The organism is Nonomuraea guangzhouensis (assembly GCF_019396345.1).
Classification (GTDB): domain Bacteria; phylum Actinomycetota; class Actinomycetes; order Streptosporangiales; family Streptosporangiaceae; genus Nonomuraea; species Nonomuraea guangzhouensis.
In genome coordinates, this window is the sequence record NZ_JAHKRM010000046.1 from 56,084 (window position 1) to 67,771 (window position 11,688).

General features: G+C 70.1%; 12 protein-coding genes. 6 read left to right on the forward strand and 6 right to left on the reverse strand.

Annotated features, from left to right (window positions below; genetic code table 11):
- The first annotated feature begins 21 nt into the window (after positions 1–21).
- Both KME78_RS56500 and KME78_RS56505 read left to right on the forward strand, forming a co-directional pair.
- Positions 22–735: a DUF72 domain-containing protein gene (locus KME78_RS56500; RefSeq protein WP_219538330.1), complete on the forward strand. Its 714-nt coding sequence runs from the start codon at positions 22–24 to the stop codon at positions 733–735.
- Complete coding sequence (locus KME78_RS56505; RefSeq protein WP_219538331.1) at positions 735–1,703, forward strand: magnesium transporter CorA family protein; 969 nt, start codon at positions 735–737, stop codon at positions 1,701–1,703. Before KME78_RS56500 ends, KME78_RS56505 begins: the two co-directional genes overlap by 1 nt.
- On the opposite strand, the gene KME78_RS56510 is transcribed toward KME78_RS56505, so the two are convergent.
- The 3 genes from KME78_RS56510 to thrS form a co-directional block, all read right to left on the reverse strand.
- Positions 1,704–2,651 carry a TAXI family TRAP transporter solute-binding subunit gene (locus KME78_RS56510; RefSeq protein ID WP_219538332.1) on the reverse strand — a complete coding sequence of 316 codons (948 nt, stop codon included), beginning with the start codon at positions 2,649–2,651 and terminating at the stop codon, positions 1,704–1,706.
- Positions 2,648–4,567 (reverse strand): TRAP transporter permease, encoded by a 1,920-nt coding sequence (locus KME78_RS56515; protein ID WP_219538333.1) that lies wholly within the window; start codon positions 4,565–4,567, stop codon positions 2,648–2,650. Before KME78_RS56515 ends, KME78_RS56510 begins: the two co-directional genes overlap by 4 nt.
- 86 nt (positions 4,568–4,653) lie before the next feature.
- Positions 4,654–5,829 (reverse strand): threonine--tRNA ligase, encoded by a 1,176-nt coding sequence (gene thrS / locus KME78_RS56520; RefSeq protein ID WP_219538334.1) that lies wholly within the window; start codon positions 5,827–5,829, stop codon positions 4,654–4,656.
- 226 nt (positions 5,830–6,055) lie between these two features.
- Here thrS and KME78_RS56525 point away from each other — a divergent pair, with 226 nt between their 5' ends.
- A complete protein-coding gene (locus KME78_RS56525; protein ID WP_219538335.1) occupies positions 6,056–7,027 on the forward strand; it encodes a helix-turn-helix transcriptional regulator in 972 nt (323 codons plus the stop codon).
- Positions 7,028–7,032: 5 nt separating this feature from the next.
- Here the strand turns inward: KME78_RS56525 and bla are convergent, their stop codons facing one another.
- On the reverse strand, positions 7,033–7,974 hold the full coding sequence (gene bla, locus KME78_RS56530) for a class A beta-lactamase (RefSeq protein WP_219538336.1): 942 nt from the start codon (positions 7,972–7,974) through the stop codon (positions 7,033–7,035).
- A gap of 114 nt (positions 7,975–8,088) precedes the next feature.
- A complete protein-coding gene (locus tag KME78_RS56535; RefSeq protein ID WP_219538337.1) occupies positions 8,089–8,550 on the reverse strand; it encodes an ATP-binding protein in 462 nt (153 codons plus the stop codon).
- Positions 8,551–8,709: 159 nt separating this feature from the next.
- On the opposite strand from KME78_RS56535, the gene KME78_RS56540 reads away from it, so the two are divergent.
- Genes KME78_RS56540 through KME78_RS56550 form a run of 3 tightly spaced genes read left to right on the forward strand, consistent with a single transcriptional unit; the run spans position 8,710 to position 10,601 of the window.
- Positions 8,710–9,177, forward strand: a complete 468-nt coding sequence (locus KME78_RS56540) for an adenylyltransferase/cytidyltransferase family protein (protein ID WP_219538338.1) — start codon at positions 8,710–8,712, stop codon at positions 9,175–9,177.
- 30 nt (positions 9,178–9,207) lie between these two features.
- Positions 9,208–9,795 carry a phosphatase PAP2 family protein gene (locus tag KME78_RS56545; protein ID WP_219538339.1) on the forward strand — a complete coding sequence of 196 codons (588 nt, stop codon included), beginning with the start codon at positions 9,208–9,210 and terminating at the stop codon, positions 9,793–9,795.
- 50 nt (positions 9,796–9,845) lie between these two features.
- Complete coding sequence (locus tag KME78_RS56550) at positions 9,846–10,601, forward strand: DUF427 domain-containing protein (RefSeq protein WP_219538340.1); 756 nt, start codon at positions 9,846–9,848, stop codon at positions 10,599–10,601.
- Here the strand turns inward: KME78_RS56550 and KME78_RS56555 are convergent.
- Positions 10,598–11,635 carry a DUF8094 domain-containing protein gene (locus tag KME78_RS56555; protein WP_219538341.1) on the reverse strand — a complete coding sequence of 346 codons (1,038 nt, stop codon included), beginning with the start codon at positions 11,633–11,635 and terminating at the stop codon, positions 10,598–10,600. The genes KME78_RS56550 and KME78_RS56555 overlap by 4 nt on opposite strands.
- Between the last annotated feature and the right edge of the window lie 53 nt (positions 11,636–11,688).

An 11,688-nucleotide genomic window follows, 5' to 3' on the forward strand; every position in this document is an offset into this window, starting at 1 on the left:
CCACAGGGTAGGCGCACGGGCATGGCGACGCTGGTGGGCACGTCCGGATGGCAGTACAAGGACTGGCGCGGCACCTTCTATCCGCAGGAGGTCCCGCAGCGCCTCTGGCTGGAGACCTACGCCGAGACGTTCGACACGGTCGAGAGCAACAACGCCTTCTACCGCCTGCCCTCACCCGAGTCCTTCGCCGGTTGGCGGGACCGCACGCCCGACGGGTTCGTGATGGCCGTCAAGGCGAGCAGGTTCCTCACCCACATCAAGCGGCTGGCCGATCCGGCCGAACCGGTGGAGCGGCTGATGAACGCCGCCTCGGCGCTCAAGGACAAGCTCGGCCCGATCCTCCTGCAGTTGCCGCCGACCCTGAAGGCCGACCCGGAGCGGCTCTCCCGCTGCCTGGACTGCTTCCCGAAGCACGTGCGCGTCGCGGTCGAACCCAGGCACCCGTCGTGGTGGACGGACGAGGTCCGCGAGATCCTGGCGGCCCGCGACGCCGCCCTGTGCTGGGCCGACCGCCTCGGCAGGCCGCTGAACCCGTTCTGGCGCACCGCCGGCTGGGGATACGTGCGGCTGCACGAGGGCAGGGCCACCCCCTTCCCGTCGTACGGTGACACGTCGCTGAAGACCTGGGCCAGGCGGGTCGGAGAAGCCGGCTGGCGCGACGCCTACGTCTACTTCAACAACGATTCCGGGGGAGCCGCTGTGCGCAACGCGCGACGCTTTGCCAGACTCGTCTAGTGCATACCCGCCTGTACAGGAACGGTGTCCTGGAGAAGGAAGGCTTCCCGATCGAGGAAGTCTCCGACTACGTGGACGACGAGGCCAACACCGTCTGGTTCGACCTGTGCTCGCCGACGCCGGAGGACCTCGCCGCCGTCGGCGAGGAGCTCGGCCTGCACGAGCTCGCGGTCGAGGACGTGCTGTCCGACCACCAGCGCCCCAAGGTGGACATCTACCAGAACCATCTGTTCCTCACCGTGTACGGGGTGCACTTCGACGACGGGCGCCTCGACCCGGTCGAGGTCAACGCCTTCGTGACGAAGAACGCCCTGGTCACCGTCCGCGAGAGCGACCACTTCGACATCGGCGAGGTGCTCAAGCGCTGGGACGCCGGCAAGCGGCTGGCCGGGCACGGCGTGGCGTTCCTGCTGCACGGGTTGCTCGACTACGTGGTCGACGAGCAGTTCGACCTCGTCCAGGAGTTCGACAACAGGGTGGAGAACCTGGAGGACCTGCTGTTCGAGGAGACCCCGATCGACGGCAGGCAACTGCAGCGCACCATGTACGACCTGCGCAAGAACATGGCGAGCTTCCGCAAGATCACCATGCCGATGCGCGAGGTGGTCGGCGTCCTGCTCCGCCGCGACCAGGAGCTGATCGCCGACCCGGTGATGGCGCCCTACTACGAGGACGTCTACGACCACGTGGTGCGCGTGACGGAGTGGACGGAGTCGCTGCGCGATCTGCTGGCCAACATGCGGGAGACCCGCCTCGCCCAGCAGGGGTTCCGGCTGAACGAGATCATGAAGCGGGTCACCAGCTGGGCGGCGATCATCGCGGTGCCGACCGCGATCACCGGCTTCTACGGCATGAACGTGCCCTACCCGGGTGAAGGTCAGCCCTGGGGCGTCTGGCTGTCATCCGCGCTGGTGGCCGTGGTCTCCGTCGCGCTGTACGTGGTGTTCAAGAAGAAGGACTGGCTTTAATCAGCCTTTCTCCTTGTAGTAGCGGGCCGCGCCCGGGTGCAGGGCCACCGGATCCACCTGCTGGCCGATCTTGAGGTCGAGCTTGGCCGCCTCGGGGTGCACGGCCGCGAGCTGGGCCTTCTTCTCGAACAGCGTCTTGGTGATGTCGTACGCGAGCTGTTCGTCCATCTTGTCCGGCACGAGCAGCACGTTGGCCACCCCGACCGTCTTGATGGTGCCCGGCAGCTTGTACAGGGACATGTCGATGTCCAGCCCGACGTACTCCTTGCCGTACTTGGCCTGCATCGGCGCGAGCACGTCGGTGGTGTCGAGCAGCTTGATGTCCGGCTTGCTGGTGGCCAGGTCCACGATGCCGGCCGTGGGCAGACCGCCGACCCAGACGAAGGCGTCGATCGTGCCGTCCTTGACGGCCTGCACCGACTCGTTGATGGACAACTGCTGCTTGGAGATGCCGGAGTCGGGGTTCAGCCCGGCCGCCTCCAGCAGGCGCCTGGCCAGGACCTGGGTGCCCGAGTTGGGCGGGCCGATCGAGACCCGCTTGCCCGCCAGATCGGCGACCTTGCTCGCCTTCAGGCCGGGGGCGACGACGACGTGGGCGTAGTTGTCGTAGATGCGGGCGATGGCCTTGATCGGCTGCTTGGCGGTGAAGGACCCGGTCCCGTTGACGGCGTCGGCGGCGGTGTCGGTCTGCGAGAAACCGATGTCGGCCTTGCCGCCGGCCAGCAGCTTGATGTTCTCGACGGAGCCCGAGGTGACGGACGCGGTGGCCTGGGTGTTGGCGATGTTGTCGGTCAGCTGTTTGGCCAGGCCCCCGCCGTACACGTAATAGACGCCGGTCGTGCCGCCCGTCGCGATCGACAGCCGGTGACCCGAGCCGGTCACGCTGCCGCAGGCCGCCACCCCGGCGGCCAGTGCCGTCACGGCGAGTACCGCAAGAATCCGCTTCACGCTGGGACTCTCCTTCTCCTGATGAGGTGCACGGCCGCCGCGACGGCCAGGACGGCCAGGCCCGCGACGATGGGGACGGGTTCGAGGAACAGCAGCAACACGGCGGCCACGGCGGCCAGCACGCGTTCGGGCCACCCGCTCACCCCGCCGGTGGCCATGGCCAGGGCGGCCACCGCGACGGCCGAGACCGCGGTCATCAGCAGCACGGTGCTGAAGGGTCCCTGCCCCAGCAGCGCCTGGCCGTTGGGCGTGAGCACGAACGCGAACGGCACCAGGAACGCGGGCAGCGTGTAGCGCCAGGTCATCATCATCGTCTTGTAGGTGTTGCCACCGGTGATCGCCGCCGCCGCGACGGCCGACAGCGCGGTCGGCGGGCTCACCTCCGACAGCACCGCGTAGTAGAAGACGAACATGTACGCCTCGGCGGGCGTGACGCCGAGCGTGGTGAGCGCCGGGCCGATGATCACCGCCGCGATGATGAAGCTCGCGGTCACCGGTACGGCCAGCCCGAGCAGCATGACCGCGACCCCGGACATGACCGTCGTCAGGATGAGGTTGCCCGCGGCGACGTCCACGATGATCCCGCTGAGGTTGAGCCCGAGCCCGGTCTGGGTGATGACGCCGACGATGATGCCCGCCGCCGCGCACACCGCCGTCACCGGCAGCACCTCCAGCGTGCCCTTGGCCAGCGCCTGCGCGGTCCGTTTCGGCCCCATCCGGTGCTCGGGATCGAGGAACGACAGGACGAACGCGACGGCGGTGGCGATCACCACCGACTGGAACGCCGACCGGTCCAGCGCCATCAGCACGATGATGAGGACGAGCGAGCTGAAGTGGTAGCCGAAGCGCAGCAGCAGCCGGCCCGCCTTCGGCGCGTCCACCGGGACGGCGTGGGTGCTGAAGCGGCGCGAGTCGATCTCGATGGCCAGGAAGATGCCCAGGTAGTACAGAATCGTGGGGATCGTCGCGTAGATGAGCACCTCGAGGTAGCTGACCTTGAGATACTCGGCGATGATGAACGCCGCCGCGCCGAGCGTGGGCGGTGAGAGGATCGCGCCGATGCCGCCCGAGGCGAGGATGCCGCCGGCCGCCTCCTTGGGGTAACCGGCCCGCCGGAGCACCGGCCAGGCGACGCTGCCGAGGCTGACCGTGGTGGCCACGCCCGAGCCGGAGACGGTGCCGAGCAGGAAGCCCGCGGTGGTGACCGTGCGGCCGGGGGCGGCACGGGACTTGCGGAAGGCGGCGAAACTCAGGTCGATGAAGAACTTACTCGCGCCCGAATAATCCAGCACCGCACCATAAATCGTGAAAAGGATGATGTAGCTGGCGGCGACCTGCATGGGGACGCCGAAGAAACCCTCGGTGCCGGTGTAGAGCTGCGACACGATCTGCCCGAGATCGAAGCCTCGATGACCGATCGTCCAGCCAATCGGCAGATACGCCCCGAAATAGGCATAAATCAGGAAAAATAGGCAGATGATGGTGAGTGACCAGCCGACCGTGCGGCGAACCGCCTCCAGGAGCAGCACGGTCAGCACCAGGCCGGCCACGATGTCGAGCTCGGTCAGCGCCGAACCCGAGCCCCGATCGCGGAACGCGTCGATGTCGAGCAGCGGATAGACGAGCACCGCGAGCGAGGCCGCCGCCAGTAACCAGTCGGTCACCCCGGGCCGATCGATCGCCGACGAGATCCGTGGGCGATAGCAGAGGAACACCAGCGGCAGCGCCACCGCCAGGAACGTCAGCCGATGCTCCAGCGCCTCGACCGGCCTGAACACCACCACCAGTGAATAGACCGACAGCAGCCCGCCGACGATCCACACGCCGAGCCGCAGCACCCCGGTCAACTGCCGGGCCGGACGCTCCTGCTCGTGGGCCGACACCAGCTCCGCGTCACGGTCGCTCAGCTCGGTCAAGTGGGTCCTCCCTGACAGCGCGCTTGAGGGGACTTTACGAGTCCTTTACATGGCTAGGGAAGACCCTTTTCAGGGGCGACGTCCGGTCAGAATTCCGGACGGCAGCGGGCGGCCAGCTCGGCAAGGGGCAGCGCGCCCGCCTGGCTGCCGTCGCGCAACCGCACCGACGCCTCGCCGCCCGCCGCCTCGCGCGGGCCCACGACGAGCTGGTACGGCACCAGCCGATGCGCTCTGATCCGGGCCCCGAGGCTGCCTTTCTCCGGCGCGGACAGTTCGGCCCGCAGCCCGGCCGCGACGCCGCGACGTACCAGATCCCTGGCGGCCGGCAGCTCGGCGTCGGTGAGGGGCAGCACGACGGCCTGCACCGGCGCCAGCCAGGCGGGGAACGCCCCGCCGTGCACCTCGATCAGGTGCGCGACCAGCCGTTCCAGGCCGCCCACGACGCTGCGGTGGACCATGACCGGCCGCCCGCCGCCCGCGTGCGAGAGGTCGAAGCGGCCAGGCTGGTAGAGGTCCACCTGAACGGTCGACAGGGTCGCCTCGCGGCCCAGCGGGTCGGCGATCTGGATGTCGATCTTCGGGCCGTAGAAGGCGGCCTCGCCCCGCTCCTCGTCGTACGCGCGGCCCCGCTCGCGCAGCACCTCACGAAGGACCGACTCCGACTCGGCCCACAGCGCCGGGTCGTCGACGTACTTGCCGCCCTCGCCCCGCAGCGAGAGCCGGTAGCGGGCGGCCTCGATGCCGAGCTGGGCGTGCGCGGCCTCGATGAGGTCGAGCGCGGCCGAGACCTCGGCGGCGGCGTCTTCCGGCGCGCAGAAGATGTGACCGTCGTTGAGCTGGATGGCCCGCACCCTGGTCAGGCCGCCCAGCACGCCCGACAGCTCCGAGCGGTACATGCCGCCCAGCTCGGCCACGCGCAGCGGCAGGTCGCGGTGGCTGCGCGGCCGCGAGCGGTAGATGAGCGCGTGGTGCGGGCACAGGCTCGGCCGCAGCACGAACTCCTCCCCGCCCACCTCCATGACCGGGAACATGTCGTCGCCGTAGTGGGCCCAGTGGCCGGATCTCTCGTACAGCTCGCGCTTGCCCAGCACCGGCGAGTTGACGTGCTGGTAGCCGTGGCGGCGTTCGAGCTCGTACACGTAGTCCTCGACGGCCTTGCGGATCGCCGCGCCGGCCGGCAGCCAGAACGGCAGCCCGGAGCCGATCAACGGGTCGGTGTCGAAGATGCCCAGCTCGCGGCCGAGCCTGCGGTGGTCGTTCATGATCGTCCTTCGGGTGAAAGGGCGAACGACCAGAACCCCGGGCGTTCGCCCGGGGAGCATGGAATCAGCGCGCCGGGACCGTGTCCGGCGTCGTCGTGACGTAAGCGCGCTGCATGTCCGCGACCTTAGCAGCCGAGCCGATCACCTCGCGCGGTAAATGTTCCGGAGTACCAGGGCGTGGTCAGGCGGTCTCGGTGCGCGAGTTCGCGCCCTGATATAAAGAACCGTGGCCGAGATCACCCTGAACGTCCGCCAGTTGCAGGCGTTCGCCGAGGTCGGCTACCAGGCGGCGGGCGGCGGTGGCGCGCGCGGCGCGATGGGCGCGCTGCGCCGGGTGGTCCCGGTGGACGCCTACGAGTTCGTCGCGTTCGACCCGGCCAGCGGGCGCCACCACAGCGTCGTCTCCGACGGCCACCGGCGCATCGACGGCGACGCCGCGGAGGAGTACGCCGGGCTCGACGCCTATCGCACGGCGATGGCCACGCGGGCGCCGGTGCCGATGCCCGAGCCGGGCACCGAGCGCTATTTCCGCCGCCATCTCGCCCCGTACGGCTGGCGCGCCGGGCTGACCGCGCCGCTGTTCCTGACCGACGGACGTTACACGGGCCTGCTGCACCTGGCGGCCAGGGATGCCTTCCCCGAGCTGACCGGCCGGCTGGTGGCGGCCGTGGCGCCCATGCTGGCGCACGTCACGGACCTCACCCGGTGCGTGATCGACCCGGTGGGGCTGCCGCCGGGGTTCCTCGCGGCCGCCTACGACCGGCTGGGCGTCCGGCGCGAGGTCCCCGGCGTCGCGAAGTCCGCCGTCCTCTGGGACGAACCGGCCATCGCGGGGTTCGCCCGCGCCTTCATCGACTCGCGCGAGCTGAGCCGCCGCGGCCTCTGGCTCGACCGCGGCGGTCGCTGGCACGAGGTGCGGGTGGTGCGGGCCGGTGTCGGGTTCCAGGGTTCGCTCCAGGGCGCGGTGGTGGCCGAACGCCCGTGCTCCCTGCCGTACGAGCTGACCGGCAGGGAGGTGGACGTGCTCACCCGGGTCGCGGCCGGCGACTCCAACCCGCAGATCGCCGCCGCCCTGGTGCTCAGCGTCCGCACGGTGACGACCCACCTGGAGCACATCTTCGCCAAGCTGGGCTGCGACAGCCGCACCCGCCTCACGACCAAGGCCCTCGCCGAGGGCCTGTGCCGTCTGGACGTCTGACCGCGTTACGGAAGTCTGCCCAGGCCGCGGGCGAGGATGGTGGCGGTGCCGGCGATGACCTTCTCGTCGTTGGCGGCGTCGGCGGCCGGGCGGTTGGTGTAGATCGCCATGATGATGGGGGCGGCGTCCTTGGCGGGCCAGATGATCGCGATGTCGTTGGCCGTCCCGTAGGTCGAGCCGGTGCCGGTCTTGTCGCCGATCGTCCAGGTCTTGGGCAGGCCGGCGCGGATGCGGGCGCCGCCGGTGGTGTTCGCCTTCAGCCAGCCGTTCAGGGTCGCCCGGTCCTTGGCGTCGAGCGCGTCACCGGTCGTGACCTTCCGGAGGTCGCGGGCGATGGACGCGGGAGTGGTGGTGTCCCGCCGCTCCTTGGGGGTCCAGTCGTTGAGCTCGGTCTCCCAGCGGTCCAGGCGGGAGATCGGATCCTTCAGCGTACGGAAGTAGCGGGTCAGGCCCGCCGGCCCGCCGATCTGCTTCAGCACCATGTTGGCGGCGGTGTTGTCGCTGTAGGTGATCGCGGCCTCGCACAACTCGGCGACGGTCAGCCCGTCCGCCACGTGCTTCTCGGTCACCGGCGAATTCGACTTCAGGTCGTCCTTCGTCCAGTGCACGACCCGCTCCATCAGCCCCGGGTCCGAGGTGCGGGCCTTGTGCAGCGCGGCGGCGGAGGCCATCGCCTTGAAGGTGGACAGCAGCGGGAAGCGCTCGTTCGATCGGTAGGCGATCGTCTTCCCCGTGCCCGTGTCCAGGGCGTACGCGCCGATGCGGCCCTTGAAGGACGCCTCGAGCGCGCGCAGCTCCTTCTGGGCGCTGGAGGCGTCCCGTAGACCGGTCACCGCCGTCGCCGCTGAGGCGGTGCCCGTCCCATAGACGCCGCCCCCAAGGAGGGAGATCGTCAGCGCGGCCGCTTGCAGCGCGGCCGGAAAGCGGCGGGTACGGGGGTTTCGCATGCCATGTCCTTGCTCTCGTCCAACACAGGAGAGGAGAGCACAGCAGATCTGATCAGGTGATGTCTAATATCGATATCGAGAACAGCGCCATATCGGTTATCACATGACCGCAGGTCAGACCGCCTCGGCGGACCGTTGCGCGGGGATCGTCACCAGTCGCATCTCGAACCAGACGGCCGTCGCGCCGCTCTCGCGGATGACCCCCCACCGGTGGCTGAGTGCGTCGAGCAGCGGCAGTCCGCGCCCGCTGGTCGCCTGCGTCCCGGTACGGCACGCGCACGGCGACCCGCTCGACCCCCCGTCCTTCACCAGCACCCGCACCAGAGGCCCCGCGGCGTGCACCGACACCGTGAACCAGCCGCCCTCGCCGGAGCGGGAGTGCAGGATCGCGTTCGTGGCCAGCTCGCTGGCGAGCAGCACGCAGTCGTCGTACAGCGGATGCTCGCGGCCGAGCGCCGCCGTCACCAGCCCCCGCACCCTCGCCACCTGGGCCGGAGCCCCCGGGAACCGGACGACGAACGCACCGTTCCCGGGCTCCTCGCCCCCTTCGACACTGTGAAAGTCCGGCGGTGCCACGGCGACCTCCCCGATGACGGCTGCGTCATGAGACGCGTCAGACGGGTGCGAGAGGTTATCGCGAAAAGGTAGGAATGCCCTTTCCTGCGATCGATTGCGCGCCTGTTCCGGCCGACCGAGTACGCTGCGATCGACGAGTCGACTAGGAGGGGTGCCTGCGTGAGCAGCCTGGAGGCCGTCTGGGTGCAGCCGTACGACCACCCGGGGGCCGTGTACGTGACCGGAGTCTTCGACATCCTGCACGTCGGGCACGTGCGCTATCTGGGTGCCGTGGCCGGACGGGGGCTGCCGCTGGTGGTCGGCGTGGAGGACGATCCACGCGTACGCGCGTGGAAGGGACCGACGCGCCCGGTCAACCCGGCCGCCGAGCGCGCCGAGGTGCTGGCCGCGCTCCGTTTCGTGAGCGGGGTGTTCATCGTGACCGGGCCCTCGGAGGCGCACGGCCCGGAGGACTACATCGACCTGCTCGCCCCCATGCGGCCGGGAGCGCTCGCGCACACCGCGGGCGACCCGCACGCGGGCGGCCGCTGCGCCGCCGCCGCGCTGCTGGGCGCCGAATGCTGGGAGCTGGAGGCCATCCCCGGCCGCTCGACCACGAGGATCGTCAACGCCGCGGGCATGGGCTGACCTCTTCATGATCGCGTAGAGTCTGCTGTCATGACGGCGGACCTGGTGGCGAAGCGGGTGACGGACCTGCTGGCCCCGCAAGTGCTGGTGATCACCATGCCCCCGGCCGTGGGCCTGATCGCCCATGGCTGGAGCGGTGGCGCGTGGGGGCTGGCGGCCTCGGCGCTGTGCGGCGGCGTGCCCGCCGGGGTGATCGCGCTGGGTGTCCGGTCGGGGCGGCTCGACTCCCACCACATCGTCGACCGGGCCCGTCGCACCGGGCCGCTGCTGGCCGCCGTCGCCGCCGTGCTGGTCGCCCTGGTGCTGCTCGTCGCGCTGGGCGCGCCGACCCTGCTGGTGGCCACGGTGACCGCGATGCTCGTCGCCCTGGCCGTCACCGTGCCGGTCACGATGCGGTGGAAGATCTCCTTCCACGCCGCCGTCTGCGCGGGGACCGTGGTGGTGCTGGCCCACGTCCTGCCCGTGGCCCCGACCGCACTCGCCGGGGTGGCCGTCCTGGCGGTGGTGTGCTGGGCCCGGGTACGACTGGCGCACCACACGTGGGCGCAGGTGGTGGCCGGGGCGCTGGTGGGCACGGCGGCGACCTGGGCGACGCTGGCGGCGTTCGGTCTGTCGTAAAGGGGTTATTCGCCTGGAATAGCGGCGGCCGGCCGGCGGTTGCGCCGAGCATGGAAGCGACCAAGGAAGCCACGAGCCGCGGCCGGGTGCGTGTCGAGCGCTCCGCCAAGCGTGTCAGGACCTACCTCGGCGGCCGGGTGGTGGCCGACACCACCCACGCCCTCCTGGTGTGGGAAATCCCCTATTACCCGACGTACTACTTCCCGCTGGCGGACGTCGAGGAGTCGGCGCTCAAGCAGGCGGGCGCGACCAAGCACTCGCCCAGCCGGGGCGACGGCGTCGTCTACACGGTCACCTCGGGAGGCGCGGAGGCTCCGGAGGGGGCCCTGGCGTACCCGGAGTCGCCGCTGGAGGACATCCGCGGGCACGTCCGCTTCGAGTGGGACGCCATGGACGCCTGGTTCGAGGAGGACGAGGAGGTCTTCTTCCACCCGCGCGACCCGTACACCAGGGTCGACATCCTGCCGAGCTCGCGGCACGTACGCGTCGAGGTCGACGGGGTGACGGTGGCCGACTCGCGCAGCCCGCGCATCCTCTTCGAGACGGGCCTGCCCACGCGCTACTACCTGCCCAAGGTGGATGTCCGGTTCGACCTGCTCGAACGCACCGACACCGCCACCCACTGCCCGTACAAGGGCACGGCGGAGTACTGGACGGTCAACGGCCGCAAGGACCTCGCCTGGTCGTACCGGACGCCGCTGCCGGAGAGCGAGCGGGTCGCGGGGCTGGTCGCGTTCTACAACGAGAAGCTCGACATCTACGTCGACGGCGAACTCCAGGAACGGCCGAAGACCAAGTTCAGCTAGCGGCCGCTGCCGGCGGTCAGGCCTGAGTAGCCGGCCACCAGCTGGACCTGGGCGAGTTTCCCGCCCTTGGGCGGGATGTGCGCGGCCACCTGGATCAGCTCGGTCATCTTCATGGAGTTGTAGTAGTGGCCACGCAGCAGGCCGCTGTCCTTCTGGAAGACGTAGTTGCGCTCCGGGCCCTGCCGCACGTCGTAGTGCCTGTCGCGCTGCAGCGTGGTGAAGGCCAGCGCGCCGCCGTCGGCGGTGCGCAGCGCGTACGACGGGTAGCGGGTGGCGGGGCGGACCACCTCGGTGAGCTCCGCGTACTTGTTCATCTTCGCGCGGTTCGACGCCGCACCGGTGGAGATGTCGTCGGCGGCGAAGAGGGTCTTGTCGGCCGCGGTGCCCTTGCCGCTGAGGTGGGCCGCGTAGCGCCGGGCGAAGTCGCCGGGCGACATGAGCAGCCCCTTGCCGTCCGCCTGGGCCACCGCGGCGGCGGCGCCCGCGCCGTCGGTCTTGAGGTCCGGCAGCTTGTCGGCCGTGTCCTCGTAGGAGTCGGGGGAGTACACCTGCCGCCAGCCGTCCGCCTGCCGGTTGAACAGCAGGTAGGTGACCTCCTTGTCCGTCTCCTTGCCGCGCTGCCAGTGCGCGGTGGTGAGGAACCAGGGCGCGCCGCCGGCGGGCGGCGCGTAATAGGTGGGCTTGGTGTAGGCGAAGGGCTTGTAGGTGTAGTCGGCCTGCTTGGTCAGCAGCCGGCTGGAGGTGTAGGCGGCCTTGTCGATGGCGAAGCTGGACCCGCCCTCGAACCCGGCCAGCAGCTTCTCACTCCTGGCCTGGTTGGCGGCGTTGTTGCGTTTGATGTAGTCGGCGATGATCGTGCGGCCTTCTTCGTCCGACACCGAGCGGCCGGCCCCCGGCGAGGCGGCGGCGGAGGCGGTCGGCGGCGCCTTCGGCTCCGCCGCTCTGCCGAGTCCGGGCAGGCTGGGCAGGGCGGAGCATCCCGCCAGCAGGCATCCCGCCGTCACGCTACCGATCACTGTCCCGAACCGCCGCACCCCTGCACCTCACCCTGCATAGACGGACTAAAGCGCATAAAGGTAGCAGTAGT

Excerpts from the sequence above, each read along its gene's own strand:
- KME78_RS56500 (WP_219538330.1), top strand. The coding sequence starts at position 22 with ATGGCGACGCTGGTGGGCACGTCCGGATGGCAGTACAAGGACTGGCGC.
- bla (WP_219538336.1), bottom strand. The coding sequence starts at position 7,974 with ATGCGAAACCCCCGTACCCGCCGCTTTCCGGCCGCGCTGCAAGCGGCC.
- thrS (WP_219538334.1), bottom strand. The coding sequence starts at position 5,829 with ATGAACGACCACCGCAGGCTCGGCCGCGAGCTGGGCATCTTCGACACC.
- KME78_RS56545 (WP_219538339.1), top strand. The coding sequence starts at position 9,208 with ATGACGGCGGACCTGGTGGCGAAGCGGGTGACGGACCTGCTGGCCCCG.
- KME78_RS56550 (WP_219538340.1), top strand. The coding sequence starts at position 9,846 with ATGGAAGCGACCAAGGAAGCCACGAGCCGCGGCCGGGTGCGTGTCGAG.